The sequence below is a fragment of the Ectopseudomonas composti genome, assembly GCF_900115475.1.
Taxonomy (GTDB): Bacteria; Pseudomonadota; Gammaproteobacteria; order Pseudomonadales; family Pseudomonadaceae; genus Aquipseudomonas; species Aquipseudomonas composti.
The window spans coordinates 171,988-194,097 of the sequence record NZ_FOWP01000010.1; the positions used below are offsets into that span (position 1 = coordinate 171,988).

Sequence of the window (22,110 nt, forward strand, 5' to 3'; positions counted from 1 at the left end):
GAGTACACCTACACGCCGAACAAGGATTACAACGGCACCGACAGCTTCACCATTCGCGTCTACGATCCGTCCGGCACCTATGCCGACTCCGTGGTCAACGTCACCATCAACCCGATCAACGACGCCCCGACCGCCAGCCCGTCGAGCATCAGCACCGACGAGGACACCGCCGTCAACGGCAGCGTGATCGGCCGCGACGTCGACGGCGACACCCTCACCTACAGCATCGCCAACGGCAACGGCCCGCAGCATGGCAGCGTGGTGATGAACGCCGACGGCACCTACACCTACCAGCCGGGCAAAGACTTCAACGGTAGCGATTCCTTCACCGTCACCATCGATGATGGCAACGGCGGCACCACCACCAGCGTGGTCAGTGTCACCGTCAATCCGGTCAACGATGCGCCCGTTGCGCCGAACAGCAGCGTCTCGGTGGACGAGGATGGCACCCTGAACAGCAGCATTCAGGCCACCGACGTCGAAGGCGACAGCCTCACCTACGAAATCAAGACCGGCACTGCCAATGGCACTCTGGTGCTCAATCCGAATACCGGTGAGTACAGCTACAAACCCAACGGCGACTACAACGGTCCGGACAGCTTCGTGGTCACCGTCAGTGATGGCAAAGGCGGTGTCACCGATACCCTGGTGAGCATCACCGTCAACCCGGTCAACGACGCCCCGATCGCCAACAACGACAGCGCGAGCACCCGTGAGGACACCTCGGTCACCATCGATGTGCTGGCCAACGACAGCGATATCGACGGCGACACCCTGAGCATCACTGCTGCCAGCGCGCAGCACGGTACCGTCAGCGTCGTCGACGGCAAGCTGGTGTACACCCCCACTGGCAACTACAGCGGCGCGGACACCATCAACTACAGCATCACCGATGGCAAAGGCGGTAACAGCAGCGCCACCGTGCAGGTCTCCATCCAGGCGGTGGCAGACGCTCCAAACCTTGCCGCGCAGACCCCAGCCGGAACGCCGAACGCGACCGGTCTGACCCTGCAAAGCTGGAATGGCCTGGCTCTGGGCAGCAACGGTAATGGCGCCACGCCAACCACCCTGAAAGCCACCATCGACGCGGCTGGCGCGCCAGCCAGCAGCACCACCGCCACTGACGCCCACCTGGATAACGTCAATGCCGGCGTGGCCAACAAGCTCTCCGGTCTGATCTACCTGCAGGCGGGCGAAACCTACACCTTCAGCGGCGTGGGCGACGACAGCGTGCTGGTCGCCGTGGGCGGCACCACCGTGGCCAGCGCCACCTGGGGCGGTACCACCGGTCAGTTCAGCGGCAGCTTCACTGCCCAGGAAAGCGGCTACTACACCCTGGACATCTACCAGCACAACCAGAGCGGCCCAGGCAACCTGGACGTCAACGTCAAGGTCGGAAACGGCGTAGAGCAGGATCTGTCCAGCGCCAACGTACTGCTCTACCGCGACACCAACGACCTGAACCAGGACGGCGTCCGTGTCTCCGAACTGCAAGGTAACGATGGCAAGGGCTACTACCAGGTCTATGGCTACAACGAAGGGGCTGAGGACAGCAGCATCCCGCTTTCGCACCTGAGTGCCTCGTTGAACGATACCGATGGTTCGGAGAGCCTCGCCGTATCGATTTCTCAGATCCCGCAAGGCGCTACCCTGAGCGATGGCGTACACAGCTTCACCGCCGCAGCCGGCGCCACCTCGACCGACGTCAGCGGCTGGAACCTGAATAACCTGAGCATCACTCCGCCGGCCAACGCCAACGGCAGCTTCACGCTGAAAGTCACCGCGACCGCCACCGAAGGCGCCAACGGCGACCATGCCAGCACCAGCCTGGACCTGCCGGTAACCGTGCATGCGGTTAACGACGCGCCCACCAGCGCGGACCAGACCGTCGCCACTGACGAAGGTGTACCGCGCAGCTTCAGCAGCGCCGACTTCGTCTTCAATGATGTCGACGCCGGCGACAGCCTCAAGGCCATCCGCATCAACAGCCTGCCGGCCAGCGGCAGCCTGAAGCTGGGCAATGAAGCCGTCACCATCGGCATGATCATCACCGCGGCGCAGATCGCTTCCCTGGTCTACACCCCGGCGGCCAATGCCAGTGGCAACAGCAGCTTCAGCTTCTCGGTTCAGGATCAGAGCGGTGCCTTCTCCACCACACCGAACACCATGACCATCCAGGTCGCGGCCGTGGACGACGCCCCTGCCCTGGCCAACAGCACGGTCAGCTTCGCCGAGAACATCGCCTCGGGCAGCACCATCGCTGACCTCAGCGACCGTTTCACCGGCACCGATCAGGACCGTGACGGCGAGCCGCTGCTGTACAGCATCACCGGCGGCAACGAAGCAGGCCTGTTCGCGATCAATGCCAGCACTGGCGTGATCACCCTGGCCAGCGGCAAGTCCCTGGACTACGAGACCGCCACCCAGCACCAGTTGCAGGTCACCGCCACCGACGGCAAGACCCCAGCCACTGCGACCGTGACCGTCGACGTCACCAACGTCAACGACAACGGCGTGGTCATTACCGACGCCAACCCGGCCGCCAATAACGTCGCCGAGAACGCCGCCAATGGCAGCACCGTCGGTCTCAGTGTTCTGGGCAGCGACGGCGACGTCGGCGCGACCATCACCAAGTACGAGCTGACCGACAACGCCGGCGGCCGCTTCGCGATCAACGCCAGCACCGGTGTGGTGACCGTGGCCGATGGCAGCAAACTCGACTACGAGAGCGCCACCAGCCACAACATCACCGTCAAGGTGACCAGCTCCGATGGCAGCACCAATACCCAGGTGTTCACCATCAACCTGAGCAACGTCAACGACAACGGCGTGGTCATCACCGACGCCAACCCGGCCGCCAACAGCGTGGCCGAGAACGCAGCCAATGGCAGCACCGTCGGCCTCACCGTCCGCGGCACCGATGGCGACGTCGGCGCGACCGTTAGCCAGTACGAGCTGATCGACAACGCCGGCGGCCGCTTCGCGATCAACGCCACCACTGGCGTAGTGACCGTGGCCGACGGCAGCAAACTCGACTACGAGAGCGCCACCAGCCACAACGTCACCGTCAAGGCGACCAGCTCCGATGGCAGCAGCAACACCCAGGTGTTCACCATTAACCTGAGCAACGTCAACGATAATGGCGTGGTCATCAGCGACATCAACACCGCCGCCAACCAAGTCAACGAGAATGCCGCCAATGGCAGCACCGTCGGCCTGACTGTCAGGGGTGTGGATGGCGATGTCGGCGCGACCGTTAGCCAGTACGAGCTGACCGACAACGCCGGCGGCCGCTTCGCGATCAACGCCAGCACCGGTGTGGTGACCGTGGCCGATGGCAGCAAACTCGACTACGAGAGCGCCACCAGCCACAACATCACCGTCAAGGCGACCAGTTCCGATGGCAGCACCAACACCCAGGTGTTCACCATCCAGGTCAACAACGTCAACGAGGCCCCAGTGGTCGTCGCGGGCGCCAGCGTGACCGGTACCGAGGACAACAACTACGTCTTCACCTGGAACGACTTCAAGGTCAGCGACGTCGATGCCAACAGCACCCTCTCGATCAAGATCGAGAGCCTGCCGGTCGAAGGTAAGCTGCAACAACTGGTCAATGGCAGCTGGGCTAACGTTGCCACCAACGCCTCTGTCACCAAATCGGTCATCGATGCCGGTGGCCTGCGCTTCGTGCCTGATTCCAACGAATCCGGCCACGACAGCTTCAGCAGCACTGGCGTGGGTGTGAACAAGCAGACCTATGCCGAATTCAAGTACAGCGGCAGCGATGGCAGCCTGAGTACGACCAGCAGCACCATGAGCATCGACATCACGCCGGTCGCCGACGTGCCGACGCTCAGCGTCAAGTCGGCGGCGGCCAGTACGCTGTTCACCACCACCTGGGAATCGGCGCCGAACAGCGACAATACCTCTCAGGATGTCGCCGGGCCGGCCTTCGAAAACTGGACATTGGTCACCAGCGGCGACAAACGCAGTGGCGGCACCAACGTGTTCGAAATCTGGGCCAACAATGACCAGATGGAAAACCAGGCCGGCAACATGATCACCGTCAAGCTGCCGGGCACCGGCAACAATGACGCGCTGGAGCTCAACGATGCTGGCGGCAGCATGTCGCAGACCCTGGGCATCACCCGCGACGTTGCCACCGAAGTCGGCAAGGTCTACGAGCTGTCCATGGATTACGCCGGCCGTCTCGGTTTCGACACCAGCTACACCAAGATCGCCGTCTACCTGGGCAATACCCTGGTGGGCGAGTACAGCTCCACCAGCAGCCAGACCAGCCTGAACTGGGAGAACATCAACTTCAGCTTCGTCGGCACCGGCAATACCGAAGCGCTGAGCATCAAGCTGGCTGGCACCTCGACCACGAGCAACGGTCGCGGTGCGCTGATCGACAACATCGAGCTCACCTCGTCGCAGGGCGTGGTGGCTGGCGATGGCGGTGTAAGCGGTAAAACCAGCATCGCCCTGGCCAACTACGTGAGTGGTGCGCTGACCGATACCGATGGTTCGGAAAGCCTGCGTTACGATCTGTCCGGTCTGCCTGCAGGCGCCAGCATCGTGGTCGGCAACAGCACCCTGGCAGCCTTAGGCGGCGTGGTCTCCCTGACCGCAGCGCAACTGGCTACTGCCAAGCTGCAAGTCGGCAGCAACGTGCGTGGCGAAGTCGGGCTGGACATCAAGGCCGTATCGACTGAACCCAACGGCAGCACCGCAAGCACCACCAGCCAGCACCTTTCACTGAAGATCGTCGACGGCGGCGTCGGCCATGACAGCCTGACCACCAACACCATCAACGTGGCGGATACGGCCAGCTCGCTGTCGTCGGGGCTGACTGGCGAGTACTGGGGCTATTCCGAGAGCGGTAGCACACGACCGAACCTCACCAGCCTCAAACTGGTAGAGGACTACATCGAGTCGCGCAGCGGCAACAGCACCAGCCTGGTCGGCTCCAATGACAACGCCGCGGCCTCCTCGGTCAATGCCACCTTCGTTGCCAACCAGATCGACTACGGTCTGCGCAACAACGGCAACACGGTGTTCAGCGATGACCTGGGCGACAACCGTAGTCTGAGCAACGGTACGACGATCGGCAGTTCCAACAACAGTCAGAACAACCTGTACGACTTCCTCACGGCTGCCAGTACCAACAACGTTTCCAACCTCAAGGCTGGCGGCGCGGGCCTGGGCGACACCTCGGACGCGATCATCCGCGCCCACGGTTTCCTCGACCTGGCCCAGGGCGGTACCTACGACATTCGCGTCACAGCGGACGACGGCTACCGCCTGATGATCGGTGGTCAGGTAGTGGCAGAGGCGGACTACATTCAGAGCACCACCACCAAGGTATTCAGCGCTGTAGGCCTCAGTGGTGACCTGCAGGCTCTGGAACTGCTGTACTGGGATCAGGGCGGCGCGGCCAGCCTGAAGGTCGAGTTCAAGCTGAGCGGCAGTGCCGACTCCACCTACAAGGTGCTGGGCGCCAGCGGTAGCGGTCTGGATATCTTCCAGGCGCCGGGCAACGGCCAGGAACTGGTACAGACCGACACCGGCTGGGCATTGCACACCATTGGCACCACCAACGGCAGCGAAGCCAGCGATCTGATCAACGGCAGCAAGTACTCCGACATCCTCAACGGCGGCAACGGCCATGACGTGCTCTACGGCAACGGTGGCCATGACCTGCTCAATGGTGGTGATGGCAACGATCTGCTGATTGGCGGCGTCGGTAACGACACCCTCATCGGTGGCGCAGGTGCAGATACCTTCATGTGGAAGGCGGGTGATTTCGGCAACGACGTGATCAAGGACTTCAATGCGACCGAAGGCGACCGTATCGATATCAGCGATCTGCTGCCCGACACTGCCAATGCCAACAATCTCCTTGATTACCTCAAGGTCGATACCACCACCAACACACTGCAGGTCAGCACCACTGGCGATCTGGCCAACAACGTCGACGTGACCATCAAGCTGGAGGGTGTGAACCTCAGCCAGTACGGCGCTACCTCGTCGCAGATCGTCAACTCGCTGGTGGCCGGTGCCGACCCGCTGGTGAAGACCGAACACCACTGATGGCCTCCATTCCCACCGCGCCTCGTGCGCGGTGGGAAGTCGTGCCTAAGCGACCGATCTTGTCTGTGCGTCATCCGGCGCGTATAGATATACGCCCGGTGATCGACGTCTCATCAGGAGGCATCCATGCTTTACGTGCAGCGTGACGCCCAGGGCAACCTGGTTCGCGTCGAAGCGGCTGAGTTCGCGGGTTTTACCCAACAGCTCCCCGCCGATGACCAAGACATACTGGCCTGGTATTCCAACCAGGCCATCGAGACCAGCCTGTTGCAACTGCGTCAAAGCGATCAGGAGATGGTTCGCGTACTGGAAGATCTGATTGGCGTGCTGATCGCCAAAGGCATCATCCGCATCACCGACCTACCGCACGCAGCGCAAACGAAGCTGCTCAGCCGTAATCAGGCCCGGGAAGCACTCGGCGGCCTGTCGCGCCTGATTCAGGAAGAAGTCAGCACAGGGCTGATCTGACGCCAGCGCAGCAAACACTATCTCAGCACGTAGCGTCGGAGACCTCTAGGTCAAGCTGCAGGAGTGGTTGGCGGCCAGGGTACAGGGGCACCGACCAGCCGGCCCTGAACACCCTGAATGCCCATTTCCCGCAGCACCAGCAACTCACCTTCGGTTTCCACACGTTCAGCGATCAACGGCAGATCGATGCTGTGCGCTGCGCGCTGTATGGCGTCGATGAACAGGCGCTTGTCGGCTTCCTGATCAATGGCGCGGATATAACTGCCATCGACCTTCAGATAGGCCAGCCCCAGGCGCGCCAGGTTGCCGATCATGCTGAAGCGGCCACCGAAGTGCTGCAGACTGAGGCTGAAACCAAGGTTGCGCAGGCGCCGGGTCAGTTGCTCCAGCGCTGCCTGCTCGGGCAATTGGTCCTCCTCCAGTTCCAGCACCAGGCGCGGCGCAAACTCGGCATGCCGCTTGAGCAACTCGAACGCCTTTTCCAAAGCCTTGGGTTCACGCAACAGCGCACCGGAGAGATTCAGTGCCAGACACTGCGAGTGGCCTGCGAGATGCTGCAGCACCGTTTCCAGCATCAGCAGATCGAGACGTGACGACCAACCAAAGCGCTGCAACCAGGGCAGGAAACGACCGGCAAGAATGGTCGCGCCCTGCGCGTCACGAATGCGCGAGAGAACCTTGTAGTGCAGCACCTGAGCGGCGTCGCGAGCGCTGACCACAGGCTGGAAATACAGCTCGATCTGGCGCCGGCTCAAGGCCTGATCCAGCAATGAATGCCAGACATGACGCTCGTCACCCACGCTCGCCATTTCGTCACCCGATACCAGAGCCCAGCTCTGCTCGCCCAAGCCTTCTGCCCTGGCCAGGGCTTCGTCGGCCAAGCGTAGCAACTCGACCAACTCGTCACCCGCCCGGAACGGAGCCAAACCGATATGTGCCATTGGCGTCAGATCACTACCGCAGGTGACGGCAAGGTTGGCGAAGGCGGCTTCCAGACGCATCGCCAGTTGTTCAGCCTCCTCCACAACCAGCCCCGGAGCCACCATGGCGAAATCACCGCCTCGGCTGCGGGCAAGCAGGCATCCTGCGCCCAAGATATTCCCTTCGCGTACAAGCACTTCAGCCACTGCCAGCAGCAACTGATCCGTTCGCTGACCGCCTAACCGCTGATTGAGCCCCGCCAGATCACGAACCCTGATCATCAGCAGGTAACCCGAGTTGGTTTCATCCTCAGCGCCCAGGCGAACCTGGAACTGCATCTCGAAATAGCGACGATTGGCCAGCCCGGTCAGGCTGTCCTTGTAGGCTTCGTCACGCAGCCGCTCGCTGCGTTCCGCCTGTTCCTGGAACAGCGCCTTGAGCTTTTCCACCATCTGGTTCATCGCTTCGACGACACGGCGCAGTTCAGGGGTGCGCGGCAGCATCGGCAGGCTGAGGAATTCGCGGCGGGCGATGGCATGGGATTGCTCGACCATGTAATCCAGCGGTTTGAGCTGGCGACGCAGCACGAAGGCACCCACGCCAGCGCTGAGCAGGCCACACAGGAGCAACCAGCCGAGGCTGCCCAGGGCACTGCGCCACAGTCGGGCAATGGCGAACAACGGATGGCTCTGCACTTCCACCCGCGCCGCCTGCTCCCAGCCACGGCTGACGAGGGCGTCGCCCACCTCCGGCTCCAGGCCGATCAGGTCGACGAACCATTGCGGCGCCTCGATATCTGCCGCGTCAGGCACGCCGCTGCGCTCGACCAGGGTCTTGCCGCTGGCAATGTCGATCACCCGAATACTCTGGAAGTAGCCACTGTCGAAGATCGAGCTGACCATCAGCTCCATCATCGCCGGGTCGTCGACGTGCGGCGTCAGCGACAGGCCCAATGCGGTGGCAGCATCCTGAGCATGCGAACGCAACTGGTTGACGTACTGCTCGCGGGAGCTTTCCAGGCCGACCATGAAGCTGCCGGTAAAGGCGACCACCAGGAACAGGCAGATGGCAATCAACAATTGTTTAAACAGAGACATCTCGACTCCTATCGACCCGGTTCCACCGGGAACCCCTCGGCGGCCATCTTCTTCAACAGATCCTGCCAGCGCGACAAGCGCTTGGCGTCCCCCACCTGCTTGCCAGCGCCCTTGCCGGCCAGCCACAAACCCTCGGCATTGAAGGCATAGACCGGCAGCAGATCCGAGCGCTCACTGGCAGGGCGAATCACATTGATCAGGTTATCCAGCACCAGTGGCATTGAATCAGGCGTGGCGTAATAGGTCAGCACCATATGTGCCTGGTTCAGGCGTAGCGCCTTGACGTAGGTGATGCGCAGCTTGTCGCTGGCGACGCCGGCCTCACGCAGGGTGAAGTACTTGGCGATGGCGAAGTCCTCGCAATCACCTGCCCCCTTGCGCAGGGCCTCGACCGGAGTCGCCCAATAATCGTTCTGCCGCCAGACCTCGATGTCATCGCGAAAACGCAGGCTGGCGTTGAAGAAGCGATTCACCGCTTCAAGCTGCTCGGCCTCGTCCAGTGCCGGCAGACGCTGTAGCAGCGCCTGCCACTCGTCGATGCGCGCCTTGCCATCGCCGAGAGGCCCATAGAGTTTCTCGGCTCGCTGGCTGATCAGATTGAAATCCCAGTCTGCATGCAGCACGCCGGCAAGCAGAACCAGCAGCAACGGCGCGGCCAGGAGCGACTTGCGCCGGCCCCGCCCAAATCGACCTGCGCCTGCGCAACCTCGAAACATCGGCAATCCGTCTCGGGCCTGACAGCCCCTGGAACACGGCGGGAATGGTGCGGGCTGAAGGGAAAAAAGACAATGGCACTTCGCCGTTATGACGGCGAGAGTGTCCAGTGTTTCAGCGGGGGAAGGCGCTTAACGCAAGCGTTGCAGATGCAGCATGCCGAACAGCAGCACCTGCAGACGTTGCCACCACTGCCCCGGCAACCCCTGCAGTCGCGCGCGAAATAGCAGCAGCTCGCCGACATGTGCCAACAACACCAGCAGCGCCGCCCAGTTGACCCAGCCGCCGAGCGGCGTGGCGAAGGGGTAGAACAGGTTGAGCAGCGCCACCAGCCAGAACATGGTCAGGGCACCCTTGGCGAAAGACAGCAGGTTCATCGTGAGACTCCGATTGGATGAACCTCGAGTGTGCCGAACCTTTCCAGCGAGAGCCGCCTCCCTTTCGACTGGCGCCAAGTGCTATGCCTGGCCGATGCGGAGGCTCTTCTACAAGCTGACGCGGCCCCTCGTAGGACAGATTTAACTCGCCTTCAGCACGATGACGAGTTGCACCCGCCCTACGGGATCAGCCCTCAGCGCAGGGTCAGGCCGAACGCCTCGTCGCTGAAGTCGAAGCAACTGAGGAAGCGACGAATCTCCAGAAGGTTGCCATCGACCTGCACATCACCGAGCAGAGCGCCCTTGACCAGGCCGCCCTCACCGGTGAGCAGGGTTTCCATGAAGCGCTTGTCCATGCTCAGGCGCAAAGTAGTGCCCTTGGGAATGCCCTTGTGCAGCTGCGCCACGCCGCGCCGAACCTCCAGCGCCCACTGCTCGTCAACGTCGGGGAAGCTGAAGCCCAGGGTCAGCTCGACATCGTCAGCCTTGTCCGGATCGATACGCGTCACCCACTTCTGCAGAAAACTCTGCGGGGTGAAGCTGCGTACCATGTCCGGCGAGAGAAAGACCTTGCGCATCTCCACCGAGCGCTGGCGAATAGTGTCGCCGTCGAGCTTGCCCTCCAGTTCCATGGCGCTCATCAGGTACCAGTTGCGCCAGTTGATGTTCATGCTGGCGTAGCCCAACTTACGGAAGCTGCGCGCTTTGATCTCACGCGCCAGCTTGTCTTCGTGGTCGACGCGAATGGCGTAGCTGGCCAGCTCGGCGGCCCACTGATAGTCGCCCTTGAGGTAGGCGTTGCCGGCCTCCAGCAGTAACTTCTCACGGCCGCCGGCCAGGGCGATCAGGCGCTCGGCCTGCTGCCGCGGCGGAGTCGGGTCGAGCGCCACCGGGTCGCCCTGGAACCAGCCCAGGTAACCGTTATAGATCTGCCGCACACTGTGCTTCACCGTACCGTAGTACTCGCGCAGATAGGGCGTGTAGCCAGCCAGGTGCGGCGGCAGCTTGACCTTCTCGACCAACTCGTCCGGCGTCAGCCCCTTGTTCATCCAGCGCACGGTCTGGTCGTGGATGTAGGCAATGCCATCGCGGGTCATGCGCAGCACTTCCTCGACCTTGTCCTGGCCGCTGACCGGTCGGCCATGCAGCGGCACCATGTACTCGGCCTGGTAGGCACGCAGCTTGTCCAGGCTCTCGACCCACTGCACCGGGTCGCGGAACTTGGTACCGCGCAACGTGTGGATGTTCGGCAGCGTCGGCCCCTGATCGACCTCGGCGCTGATCAACACGCGGTTGGCCGGCAGGTACAGGGTGATTTCGTCAGGCGCCTCGCTCGGCACATGTAAGAACTGCACGTCGAGGCCGGCGATACGGGTGTCCAGGCGCTCGCCAAAGGTCACGGTCGGCGCGATGAAGGAAGATGCCTCGGGCTTGGCCAGCGGGCCGATGCCGCCATTCATGCCCTCCTGATCGCTGGCCGGCAGAAACGAGCCGAAGCTGTACGCCGAGCGCACACCGAGAATCGGCCCGACAAGTGCCCCCTGCGCCACCACGTTCTGTAGCAGCGTCTCGTGGGCGTAGATCTGCACCTCGCCGCGCTCCACCTGTTCGCGGCTGACGAATGCCTGCACGCCGTTGATGTGATCCGGATGGAAGTGGGTGTAGACCACCGCCTTGACCGGCTTGTCACTGAGCTTGCGGAACTCGGTCATGATCTTGCGCGACTCGCTGACCGACTCGCCAGTGTCGACGATGATCAGCCCCTGCGGCGCCTCGATCATCACCACGTTGCCCAGTTGCCAGCCGACCGCCGAATAGACGTTGTCGGCGACGCGATAGACCTGCTGGGCGAACACCTTGGTGTGGGCAGCCAGTTCGGCATTGATGCTGGGTTCGATACGCTCGGCCGGCAGCTCGGCATGGGCGCTCAATGGCAGGGTGGCGGCCAGTAGCAGGCCGCTGAAACGAGAGAATGTGCTCATGGCGTTGGCAGTTCTTGTTGTTGGAGTACTGGCAGGTTGGCAAAGGCCACCTGATAATTCCAATGCATTCGAATAGACCAGTTAATGCAGGAAGCGCATGAACGATCTCCGCCAACTCCGCCACTTCGTCGCCCTCGCCGAGCACGAGCATTTCGCCCGCGCCGCCGCTGCCGTGCACCTCAGCCAACCCGCGCTGAGCCGCAGCATCCAGGCACTGGAAAGTCAGCTCGGCTGCACCCTGGTGGATCGCCACAGCCGCGGCGTCAGCCTCACCGCCCATGGCCAGCTGGTGCTGGAGCATGCGCGCCGCTTGCTCGCGGGCAGCCTGGCGCTGAGCAACGCGGTCAACCAGCTGGGTAATCTGCAAGCTGGCGAACTGCGCCTCGGCGCCGGCCCCTACCCGGCCGCGCGACTGATACCGCAGGCACTGGGGCAGTTGCTGCAACGCTACCCACGGGTGCTGGTGAAGCTGGATATCGCCAACTGGTTGGAGCTGCGCGATAGCCTGCTGGACTCGGCCATCGAACTGTTCGTCGCCGATATCCGTGAGCTGCAGGACGACGCGCAATTGCATATCGAACCGCTGCGCGTGCACCAGGGCGTGCTGTTCTGTCGCCCGTCTCATCCGCTACTGCAGCGTGGCGACCTGCAACTGCGCGATCTGCTCGACTTCCCTCTGGCCGGCACACAACTGCCGCAGGTGGTCGAACGTAGCCTGGGCCTGGCCAGTGGACGAGCGCAGCCCTTGAGCGTGCAATGCGACAACTTCCTGGTACTCAAGCGCCTGGTGGCCGACAGCGATGTACTGAGCATGGCGCCCTGGGACGTGATCGCCGACGAACTTCACAACGGCCAGCTCGCCCTGCTGCCACTGCTGCCTCAAGGTCTGCATCAACATTCAGCCTATGGCCTGGTCAGCCGCGCCGGCCACAGCCTGTCGCCGGCGGCGCAGGCCATGGTCGAAGCAATTCGTCGGGTGGATGAACAGACGCCGCGTGCTGAACACGCGGCGGATTGAGGGCAGGCTTACCAGCGGCGCTCGCCGCTACGCCGTTGTTCGTTATGGCTGCGCCCGCTGGAGAAACGCTGCTGCGTCTTGCGGCCAGCGTCCCAACCACGCTGAATCTGCCCACTGCGATGTTCCTGGCGACGCTGGTCGCGGCGATAGTCGTGCCGTGGTTGTTCATGACGCTTGTAGCCATCGCGGTAACGCTGCTCATGGCCGTATTGGTAACGCGGCGGTGGTGCCGGTACGTAGCGCGGAGGGGCCGGGTAGTAGTTATGCCGACGGTCCTCGTAGTAGTAGCGTGGCGGCGGGTAGTAATCGCGCCGGTAACCGTCGTAGTACCGGTAGCCGTGGCCGTTGTGATAACCACGGTCGTAGCCATCGCCATAGACGGCGCAACCGGAAAGCAGCAAGAGCAAGGCGGAAAACAGCATCTTGTAGGGCATGGCGGCCTCCTGTGACCGCTGGGACGACGCCGACCGATGTCGGCCTCCGGGATGGTGATCCCTGAGGCATCAGACAGCGCCGACCTGAACAGGTGCGATTCACTTCGTCGGCTGTGATGGGTGACGCAAATGCGCCACTCATCCCCGCACATGAACACCGAGTGGCACGCCATTCGCTTGCAGCCGCAGCGGAAAGCCGATCCGCACGACGGATCGCAGGTGGTAGCGAATCGCAATGGCCGACTAGGGTTCCGGCTCGCCGCAGGGCGAGTGGCTGGTCCGAGAGTGGGCGACCTCACGCAGCGGCGGGAAGCCGCGGGGTTACACGGCGGGATAAAAGCCCGGGAGAACGCGCAGCACGGCTGCCCGCTTTCCCATCCCGTTGATTACTCGAGGTCATGCCCATGCGTTCTCTGCTTACCGCCCTGCTCTGCGCCTGCCTGCTCGGCACTCCAACGGCCCAGGCCGCACCGAAATCCTTCAAGCTGTGCTGGTCGATCTTCGCCGGCTGGATGCCTTGGGGCTATGCCGCCGAACAGGGCATCGTGAAGAAGTGGGCGGACAAGTACGGCATCGACATCCAGGTGCAGCAGGTGCCGGATTACGTCGGCTCCATCGAGCAGTACACCGCCGGCCAGTTCGATGCCTGCAGCATGACCAACATGGACGCCCTGACCATTCCTGCCGCCGCCGGCAAGGACAGCACCGCGCTGATCATCGGTGACTTTTCCAACGGCGCCGATGGCGTGCTGCTGCGTGGCAGCGGCAAGCGCATACAAGACCTCAAGGGCAAGACCGTGCTGCTGGTGGAGAACTCGGTTTCTCATTACCTGCTCAGCCGCGCGCTAGAATGGGCGCTGCTGGAGGAAAGCGACGTGACCATCCAGCACGTCTCCGACGCCGACATCGCCGACGCCTTCCTCGCCGGCCAGGGCGATGCGGTGATCACCTGGAACCCGATCCTCGCCGAGATTCGGCGCAAGACCGAGGTCAGCCAGGTGTTCACCTCCAACCTGATTCCGGGCGAGATTCTCGACCTGACCGTGGTCGACAGTCAGACCCTGGCGCAGCACCCGGAATTCGGCCGTGCACTGACCGGTGCCTGGTTCGAAACCCAGCGTTTGCTGGGCCTGCCCACGGTAGCCGGACGCGAAGCCAGGGCGAAGATGGCCATTGCCGCCGAGACCAGTGCCGAGGATTTCGATGCGCAACTCAGCACCCTGCGTTCGTTCTACTCGCCACGCACCGCACTGAACTTCACCCGTACCGGCAAACTGCCGGACCTGATGCAGCGCGTCGCTCGTTTCGCCGATGCGCACGGCCTGCTGGGCCAGAGCGGCCAGGGCCTGAGCAACCTGGGCATCGCCTTCAGCGGCGAACAGCCTCTGGGCAACGCGCAACGCATCCTGCTGCGCTTCAATCACGACTACATGCAGTTGGCCGCTGACGGAAAACTCTGAAAATCGCCGAACGCCCCAACAGGCAGCACGCCGCCCAAGTCGCGCACCATCACGGCGCACCTTGCCGTCGACAAGCAGCAACCGAACGCCGCCTGCTGCGGTTCACGACGCATGGCACGATGTTCGCTAAGAACAGCTCGTGCAGGAAAATCCCGGTTCGCCGGGATCGCGGCACCACAATTTGCCAATAGCCGGCTAGGGTTCCGGCTCGCCACGTGCGAGCGACTGGTCCGAGAGCTAGCGACCTCCAGCGAGGTTACACGGCGGGACAAAAGCCCGGGAGAACGCGCCCCTCAGTGGGGAACCGCCGCGAACTCCTGCCCGCCCCTGTCAAACTGGAGATTCATCATGGGTACGCCCCACTCGCATCAGCGGCAGCCAGCTGCCTACCAGAACGGCCAGACGCCCGTGCGCCTCATCCCTTGCGACCTCTTCGCACGCTAGCCACGCACGCATTCCGCCCAAGGCCCGACGAGGACTCGCCATGCGCCTGATCAACCGCCACCCGGATCGCAGCGGCCGCCTGCTGCTGATTCTGCTGCCCTTCGCGCTGTTGCTATTCGTCTACTTCAGCGCCTCGACCAGTCGCCTGGCCGAAAACCCCAACGACAAGCTGCTGCCCAGCGCCAGCCAGATGGTCGATGCCATCGACCGCCTGGCCTTTACCGAAGACAAACGCAGCGGCCAGTACCTGTTCTGGCAGGACACGGCTTCCAGTCTGCAGCGCCTGGGTACCGGCCTCGGCATCGCCGCACTGTTGGGTCTAGTGCTGGGCATTGCCGCCGGCAGCGTGCCGCTGTTCGGCGCACCGCTGTCGCCGCTGCTCACCGTGCTGTCGATGATTCCGCCGCTGGCCATCCTGCCGATTCTGTTCATCGTCTTCGGCCTGGGCGAGCTGTCCAAAGTGATGCTGATCGTCATCGGCATCACCCCCTGCATCGCCCGTGACATCGAACAGCGTGCCCGCGAGATTCCCGGCGAACTGCTGATCAAGGCGCAGACCCTCGGTGCCAACTCCTGGACGCTGATCCTGCGCCTGGTGCTGCCGCAACTGATGCCGCGCCTGCTGATCTCGCTGCGCCTGATGCTCGGCTCGGCCTGGCTGTTCCTCATTGCCGCCGAGGCCATCGCCAGCACAGACGGCCTCGGTTACCGCATCTTCCTGGTACGTCGCTACATGGCCATGGACGTGATCCTGCCCTACGTCGTGTGGATCACCCTGCTGGCCTGGCTGATGGATCTGGGCCTGCGCCAGGTACTGCGCCTGTGCTTTCCCTGGCATGAAGGAGGCAAGGCATGACCCTGTTCAGCCAACACGTCGTCCCGCTGAGTGAACCTGCCATGACTGACTCAAGCGCCGCCGCCAGCGGCACCTCGACAGCCGCCTTTATCGAGGCGCGCAACCTGTGGCAGGAATACGGTGACCTGGTCGTACTCGAACGCCTCAACATCAAGGTCGACGAGGGTGAGTTCTGCACCCTGGTCGGCGCCTCCGGCTGCGGCAAATCCACCTTCCTGCGCATGCTGCTCGGCCAGGAACGCCCGAGCCGTGGCGAGCTATTGCTGAGCGGCCAGGCGCTGCCCAACGAGCCTGACCCGAGCCGTGGCGTGGTGTTCCAGCGCTACTCGGTATTCCCGCACCTGAGCGTGCTGGACAACGTCGCCCTGGGCCTGGAGCTGCCCCGCTCGCCTGTGCTTGGCCGGCTGTTCGGCACAGCCAAGCGCGAAGCGCGCGAACGCGCCGCCGAGATTCTCACCAAGGTCGGCCTCGGCCATGCCCTGAACAAGTACCCCAGCGCGCTCTCAGGTGGCATGCAGCAACGCCTGGCCATTGCCCAGGCGCTGGTGATGCAACCGCGCATGCTGCTGCTCGACGAGCCGTTCGGCGCCCTCGATCCCGGCATCCGCAAGGACATGCACGCGCTGCTGCTGGAGCTGTGGCAGGAAACCCGCCTGACGGTGTTCATGGTCACCCATGACCTGTCCGAAGGTTTCAGCCTCGGCACCCGCCTGCTGGTATTCGACAAGGTGCGTCACGACCCGCAAGCGCCCAACGCCTACGGCGCACGCATCACCTACGACATCCCACTGAACGAAGCACGCCGGGCGCAGGCGCAATTGCCCAGCGAGTTGGCCGAGCGTATCGCAGCCCGTTGATTGCAGCGGCCATCTCGGTGCGCACAGGGCACCCTACGCAGCGCAAACCGCGCGATAACCCGTAGGGTGCGCCGCGCGCACCGCCTCTTCAGCCACAACGTCGCGGCTACGACTGCATGGATGCAGGAGGTAGAGCAAAACAGGATGCCCGAGCCGAAAACCCCTCCCACAGATCGAGCAGACCCGAGCTGTGGGAGGCGCTTCAGCGGCGAGCTTTTCAGCGGTGAATCAGACGGTCAGCATCTGGCTAACTCAACACTTCGAGATAGCGCGACAGCGTTTCGCCCTCGGCGGCGAACCAGCACTGCGCCTCAGCGGTACTCGGCGTGACAAGATCCGCGCGCCAATCCGGCTCCAGCGTATCGATGAGAAAGGTCCGCACCACCGCACGGCCGTCCGGGCGTTGCAGGTGCTGACAGACGCGCCCAGCGCCCGGCAGCTCGAAGCCCTCCAGCGAAACCATCTGCCCCACCCGCGCCGGCACCGTGGACAGCGCCACCTGATAACGCCCCTGCTGATCGGCGTAGGCCAGCGAGGTCTCGCAGTCGAACAGCGCCGACAGGGCCTCACCATCACCTTGCGCCCGTTCAGCTCGCTCGCGCAGTTGCAGCGCTGACTCGCCAGGCTCCCTACCGCGGCCATGAACCCAGCCGAGTTGTTCGCCACAGAGAATCAGACCACCGCCACGTTGCAGCACTTCGCCGCTTTCGGCGTCGCATTCCTCCAGCAAACGCAGGCCGATCAGCGGCCCACGGCTGGCCTGCAAACGCCAGTCCTCGACATAGGCGCCCGTGGTGCCGAACTCGATCATGCAATTGCCGATGCGCTGCAACTGCGCCGGTTCCGGCCAGCGGTTGTGCAGCTGCAGGGACACGCCGCCGTGCCAGCTCAGGTAGCCGTTCTCCCAGACACTGTCAGCCACCCAGCCCTCGTGGTTGGCGAGTTGGCGCAATTCGGCAGCGTCGTAGTCCTGCCAGGCCCGCACTGGCAACGCGGGCGCATCCGGCAGGCGCAGGTCGATGGTGAAGCTGCGACTTTGCAGCCAGTGCACCTGGGTACGCTCATCACTGCGGCCATCGGCGAAGCTGATGGTGCGCCGACGAAAGTGCCCGAGCATCCAGTCCGGCACGCCACCTTCGGCGCGCTGTGGGTAACGTGCCGCCAGTTCCAGCAGGTTCATGCCGTCACCTCCCGGCGGCCTTGACCAAAGCTGGACAAACCTGCCGACCCATCCGGCAACTGCAGCGAACCGTCCTCCAGCCGCTGGCGCAGATAGCGAAAAGTCTGCGCGGTCTGGGCGAACAGGTGGTCGCCGCAACTCACCGGCGTGTACACACGCTCGCCGCGCGGCGGCAGGCCGGCAATTGGGGCGATGCGCGTCGGGTAGTCGCAAGCGCAAAACAGCGGGAAGGCGAAACGTTCCTCGCTGACCTTGCGCACGCGGTGCGAGGTGGCGACGAAATGGCCGTTGCTGAGCACTTCGAGCATGTCGCCGATATTGATCACGAAGGCGTCCTCTACCAGCGGCACATCGATCCACTGACCGTCGCCATTGAGCACCTGCAAACCTTCGGCGGTGGGCAACAGGATGGTGAAGCACTCGTAGTCGGTGTGCGCGCCGATGCCGGGACGGTCGGCCACAGGATCGGGATCGAGCGGGTAATGGATCATGCGCAACTGGCTGGTGGGCTGCCGGGTGATGCCGGCGAAGGTGTTCTCGGCCAGCCCCAGCGCCAGGGCAAAGCCGCGGAACAACGTGTCGCCCAGCGCCAGCGCCGCGCGGTAATAGGCACTGACCTCGCGTTTGAAGTCCGCCGAGTCCGGCCACTGCGTCGGCCCCAGCAGCGGGTAGACCTGGGCCGCCTCGGTGTAGTCGTAATTGACGTCGTAGGCCTCTTTCAGGTCTTTGCTGCCACCGGCGAACTGCTCCTCGCCCTCCGGCACGTAACCGCTGTGGTTACTCGACTGGCCGATGTAGAAGCGCATCTTCTCCTCCAGCGGGCGGGCGAAGAAACTGCGTGCCTGGCCGATCAGCCCATCGCGCAGCTCACGCGAAATGCCGTGCCCGATAATCTGCAGAAAGCCGATGTCGCGCGCCGCGCGGCCCAGCTCATCGGCAACGCGCTGGCGCTGAGCCAGGTCGTCGGCATACAGGCCGAAAACGTCGATCAGTGGAATGGACGTGAAATGGGTATGCGCCATGGCAATCTCCCTTGAACAAGTGAGTTACCTGGTCGTCCAGACGAGCAGCGGGTCGGGTCGTCCCGAGGGCGATAGCGAGGTCGCCCCTGCACAAAAGTCGATAGCGATTTCCATGCCATCGCCTGAATGCCATCGAGCGGCGATGCCGCAAGCCAAATCGCCCTCGAACGGTGCAGCGCACACCATTGAAGCCCCATCAGGCAGCACGCAAACGGCAGATAGTGCTGCCGCAGCGCCCAATCACGGGCTTTGGCGAGCTGGCACGCTATTCGCTACGACCTAGGTGTGCAGGTTCTAACCGGGGTTTCCCGGAATCGCGGCACCACAATTTGCGAAATGGATGACTAGGGTTCCGACTTGCCTGGCAAGTGCTGGTCCGAGAGTCATCGACCTCCAGTGAGGTTACACGGCGGGATAAAAGCCCGGGAGAACGCGCCTTTCGAACGATTCGAAACGTGCCGCGACTCCTGCCCGTACTCAACAACACTGGAGGTTCCAAATGCGCAAGTACCGTCTGCTCTCCTTCGCCGCTGCCAGTCTGGCCGCGGTGCTCAGCTTCAGCGCTCACGCCGAGAAGAAAGACAACTTCAGCGTCTGCTGGACGCTCTACGCCGGCTGGATGCCCTGGGGTCAGGCCAGCACCTCCGGCATCATCGACAAATGGGCGAAGAAATACGGCATCAGCATCGATGTCGTGCAGCTCAACGACTACGTCGAATCCATCAACCAGTACAGCGTCGGCCAGTTCGACGGCTGCACCATGACCAACATGGACGCCCTGACCATCCCCGCCGCCGGTGGCGTAGACAGCACCGCGCTGATTGTCGGCGATTACTCCAACGGCAACGACGGCCTGCTGATCAAGGGCGAAGGCAAGACCCTGGCCGACATCAAGGGCATGCAGGTCAACCTGGTGGAGCTGTCGGTCTCCCACTACTTCCTCGCCCGCGCGCTGGAAACTGCAGGTCTGAGCGAGCGCGACGTGAGCGTGGTGAACACCTCCGACGCTGACATCATCGCCGCCTACTCCACCTCCAGCGTGCAGGCCGCCGCGACCTGGAACCCGATGCTCGCCGAGATCAACGCCCAGCCTGGCAGCACCCAGGTGTTCGACTCCTCGAAGATCCCGGGTGAAATCCTCGACATGATGGTGGTCAACACCCAGACCCTGAAGGACAACCCGGACTTCGGCAAAGCCCTGGTCGGCGCCTGGTTCGAGATTCTCGAACTGATGCAGGCCGGCACCCCGGCAGCCACCGACGCCCTGACCGAAATGGCCAAGGCCTCCGGCACCGACCTGGCCGGTTACCAATCGCAGCTGGCGACCACCAAGCTGTTCTACACGCCGCAGGAAACCCTCGACTTCATCACCAGCCCGGCCCTGCCGGAGACCATGACCAAGGTCGCCAATTTCAGCTTCGAACACGGCATCCTCGGTGAAGGCGCCCGTAGCGCCGACGCCATCGGCATGACCTTCGCGGGCGACGTGAGCACTGGCGACAGCGCCAACATCAAGCTGCGCTTCGACCCGAGTTACATACAGATGGCCGTCGACGGCAAGCTCTGAAGCGTACTCCCCCACTCCCTCGCAACGATGATCAGGCGCCCCTGCCGGCGCCTGACGACCAGGCTTTGATCCCGAGGTACTCATGAACACTGCCCTCACTCTCCGTCCCACTCTCTATGAGGAAACTGTCCCCGGTGGCGGCCATACCTCCTTCATCCTCAAACGTGGCCAGCTGCTACGCATCACCGATATAGAAGGCGGCGCCAACGTCAGCCTGCTGCTGTTCAACGCCGCCGAAAAAAGCGAGCGCCTGAACCTTCCCGATACTTTGAAATGCCAACACACCGCCAAGCTCACCGCCGGCCACTGCCTGTACTCGGACATGGGCAAGGTGCTGGCGGCGATCACGGCCGATACCTGTGGCTGGCACGACAGCTTCGGCGGCGTACTCAACGCCGAAGAAGTCAGCGAGAAGTACGGCCAGGGCCGCTACCAGGAACTGCGCAACGGCTTCTTCCGCAACGGCATGGACAACCTGTTGGTGGAAATGGGCAAGTGGGATCTGAACCTGCTCGACCTGCTGATGAACCTCAACCTGTTCAGCCGCGTGGATGTCGACACAGGCGGCGCCTTCCACTTCCAGCCGCACAACAGCGAAGCCGGTGACTACATCGAGCTGTACGCGCCGATGGACACCCTGGTGGTGCTCACCGCCCTGCAGCACCCGATGGACCCGAACCCGCAGTACGCGCCCAAGCCAGTGCAGCTTCGCTGGAGCAAGGTCGACAGCGACGGCATCACCGTGCTCTGCCGCACCTCGCGCCCGGAGAACGGCCGCGGCTTCCACAACACCGAACGCCAGTACATTTGAATGGGTGACTCGCTGCGCTCGTCCTTCGGGCCGCCCTGAAGGGCGTTCGGCGCAAGCACCGTCCCGCCTGTGGGGGACGCCGAACTCGTCACTCCCGCGAAGGCGGGAGCCCAGTAAATGCGATTGAGGACACTCCGATGAGCCTTACTGCCAGCACCCTGCATCCCGAAACTGCCAGTTTCCGCCACACCATCCCGGCGGGCGAACCCTACCTGTTCGAGGTCAAGGCCGGGCAGACCCTGCGCCTGCACGACTTGGAAGGCAACCAGGCGATCGACACCCTGTTCTTCGCCGCGCGCAATCCGCGCGAACGCTTCGACCCGCAGCGCACCCTGCGCAAGCAGAACAACGTCTACCTGACCACCGGCACGGTGCTCTACTCCAATCTCGGCAAGCCGCTGCTGACCATCGTCGCCGACACCTGCGGCCGCCACGACACCCTCGGCGGCGCCTGCGCGCAAGAGAGCAACACCGTGCGCTACGCCCTGGACAAGCGCTACATGCACAGCTGCCGCGATAACTTCCTGCGCGCCAGCCTGCACGACGGCCGCCTGAGCAAGCGTGACATCGGCGCCAACATCAACTTCTTCATGAACGTTCCCGTAACCCCGGAGGGCAGCCTGACCTTCGAGGACGGCATCTCCGCGCCCGGCAAGTACGTGGAGCTGAAGGCCGAGACCGACGTCATCGTGCTGATCTCCAACTGCCCGCAACTGAACAACCCGTGCAACGGCTGGAACCCAACCCCCGCCGAAGTGCTGGTGTGGAACTAACGTAGGGCGGGTGAAACCCGCCGAGCCTTGGCGGGT

At 63.3% G+C, this 22,110-nt stretch carries 16 protein-coding genes and 3 riboswitches; of the genes, 9 read left to right on the forward strand and 7 right to left on the reverse strand.

What is annotated here, in order from left to right:
• Both BM059_RS18110 and BM059_RS18115 read left to right on the forward strand, forming a co-directional pair.
• The coding region (locus BM059_RS18110; RefSeq protein WP_139220765.1) for a tandem-95 repeat protein at window positions 1-6,093 on the forward strand (6,093 nt) is incomplete at its 5' end.
• A 126-nt stretch (window positions 6,094-6,219) separates the two neighbouring features.
• Window positions 6,220-6,561 carry a hypothetical protein gene (locus tag BM059_RS18115; RefSeq protein WP_037003749.1) on the forward strand — a complete coding sequence of 114 codons (342 nt, stop codon included), beginning with the start codon at window positions 6,220-6,222 and terminating at the stop codon, window positions 6,559-6,561.
• 50 nt (window positions 6,562-6,611) lie between these two features.
• Here the strand turns inward: BM059_RS18115 and lapD are convergent, their stop codons facing one another.
• From lapD to BM059_RS18135, 4 genes are all read right to left on the reverse strand, one after another.
• Entirely contained in the window at window positions 6,612-8,579 is a 1,968-nt protein-coding gene (gene lapD, locus BM059_RS18120; RefSeq protein WP_074940722.1) for a cyclic di-GMP receptor LapD, read from the reverse strand.
• Between the two features lie 8 nt (window positions 8,580-8,587).
• A complete protein-coding gene (gene lapG / locus BM059_RS18125) occupies window positions 8,588-9,295 on the reverse strand; it encodes a cysteine protease LapG (protein ID WP_370737372.1) in 708 nt (235 codons plus the stop codon).
• A gap of 129 nt (window positions 9,296-9,424) precedes the next feature.
• Window positions 9,425-9,670, reverse strand: coding sequence for a DUF1145 domain-containing protein (locus BM059_RS18130; RefSeq protein WP_074940725.1), 246 nt, complete (start codon window positions 9,668-9,670; stop codon window positions 9,425-9,427).
• A 194-nt stretch (window positions 9,671-9,864) separates the two neighbouring features.
• Window positions 9,865-11,652 (reverse strand): alkyl/aryl-sulfatase, encoded by a 1,788-nt coding sequence (locus tag BM059_RS18135; RefSeq protein ID WP_074940727.1) that lies wholly within the window; start codon window positions 11,650-11,652, stop codon window positions 9,865-9,867.
• 97 nt (window positions 11,653-11,749) lie between these two features.
• Here BM059_RS18135 and BM059_RS18140 point away from each other — a divergent pair, with 97 nt between their 5' ends.
• A complete protein-coding gene (locus tag BM059_RS18140) occupies window positions 11,750-12,670 on the forward strand; it encodes a LysR family transcriptional regulator (protein ID WP_074940729.1) in 921 nt (306 codons plus the stop codon).
• An 8-nt stretch (window positions 12,671-12,678) separates the two neighbouring features.
• On the opposite strand, the gene BM059_RS18145 is transcribed toward BM059_RS18140, so the two are convergent.
• Complete coding sequence (locus tag BM059_RS18145) at window positions 12,679-13,104, reverse strand: hypothetical protein (protein ID WP_074940732.1); 426 nt, start codon at window positions 13,102-13,104, stop codon at window positions 12,679-12,681.
• A gap of 232 nt (window positions 13,105-13,336) precedes the next feature.
• Window positions 13,337-13,454: riboswitch (guanidine-I (ykkC/yxkD leader) on the forward strand.
• Between the two features lie 48 nt (window positions 13,455-13,502).
• Here BM059_RS18145 and BM059_RS18150 point away from each other — a divergent pair.
• The 3 genes from BM059_RS18150 to BM059_RS18160 all read left to right on the forward strand — a co-directional run bounded on the left by BM059_RS18150 (window position 13,503) and on the right by BM059_RS18160 (window position 16,721).
• A complete protein-coding gene (locus BM059_RS18150) occupies window positions 13,503-14,564 on the forward strand; it encodes a putative urea ABC transporter substrate-binding protein (protein WP_074940735.1) in 1,062 nt (353 codons plus the stop codon).
• Window positions 14,565-14,748: 184 nt separating this feature from the next.
• A riboswitch (guanidine-I (ykkC/yxkD leader) is annotated at window positions 14,749-14,849 on the forward strand.
• A 199-nt stretch (window positions 14,850-15,048) separates the two neighbouring features.
• The gene (locus BM059_RS18155; protein WP_074940738.1) at window positions 15,049-15,864 is read left to right on the forward strand and encodes an ABC transporter permease; all 816 of its coding nucleotides are present in this window, start codon (window positions 15,049-15,051) and stop codon (window positions 15,862-15,864) included.
• A 41-nt stretch (window positions 15,865-15,905) separates the two neighbouring features.
• The gene (locus tag BM059_RS18160; protein ID WP_074940804.1) at window positions 15,906-16,721 is read left to right on the forward strand and encodes an ABC transporter ATP-binding protein; all 816 of its coding nucleotides are present in this window, start codon (window positions 15,906-15,908) and stop codon (window positions 16,719-16,721) included.
• A gap of 247 nt (window positions 16,722-16,968) precedes the next feature.
• On the opposite strand, the gene BM059_RS18165 is transcribed toward BM059_RS18160, so the two are convergent.
• A complete protein-coding gene (locus BM059_RS18165; RefSeq protein ID WP_074940741.1) occupies window positions 16,969-17,901 on the reverse strand; it encodes a hypothetical protein in 933 nt (310 codons plus the stop codon).
• Window positions 17,898-18,923: an isopenicillin N synthase family dioxygenase gene (locus tag BM059_RS18170; RefSeq protein WP_074940743.1), complete on the reverse strand. Its 1,026-nt coding sequence runs from the start codon at window positions 18,921-18,923 to the stop codon at window positions 17,898-17,900. The genes BM059_RS18165 and BM059_RS18170 overlap by 4 nt, the downstream gene beginning before the upstream one ends.
• Before the next feature lie 333 nt (window positions 18,924-19,256).
• Window positions 19,257-19,354: riboswitch (guanidine-I (ykkC/yxkD leader) on the forward strand.
• Window positions 19,355-19,422: 68 nt separating this feature from the next.
• Here BM059_RS18170 and BM059_RS18175 point away from each other — a divergent pair.
• From BM059_RS18175 to BM059_RS18185, 3 genes are all read left to right on the forward strand, one after another.
• Window positions 19,423-20,490: a putative urea ABC transporter substrate-binding protein gene (locus BM059_RS18175; protein WP_074940745.1), complete on the forward strand. Its 1,068-nt coding sequence runs from the start codon at window positions 19,423-19,425 to the stop codon at window positions 20,488-20,490.
• Between the two features lie 82 nt (window positions 20,491-20,572).
• Window positions 20,573-21,301 carry an urea amidolyase associated protein UAAP1 gene (locus BM059_RS18180; protein ID WP_074940748.1) on the forward strand — a complete coding sequence of 243 codons (729 nt, stop codon included), beginning with the start codon at window positions 20,573-20,575 and terminating at the stop codon, window positions 21,299-21,301.
• A gap of 137 nt (window positions 21,302-21,438) precedes the next feature.
• The gene (locus BM059_RS18185; RefSeq protein ID WP_074940750.1) at window positions 21,439-22,074 is read left to right on the forward strand and encodes an urea amidolyase associated protein UAAP2; all 636 of its coding nucleotides are present in this window, start codon (window positions 21,439-21,441) and stop codon (window positions 22,072-22,074) included.
• The last annotated feature ends 36 nt before the right edge of the window (window positions 22,075-22,110 follow it).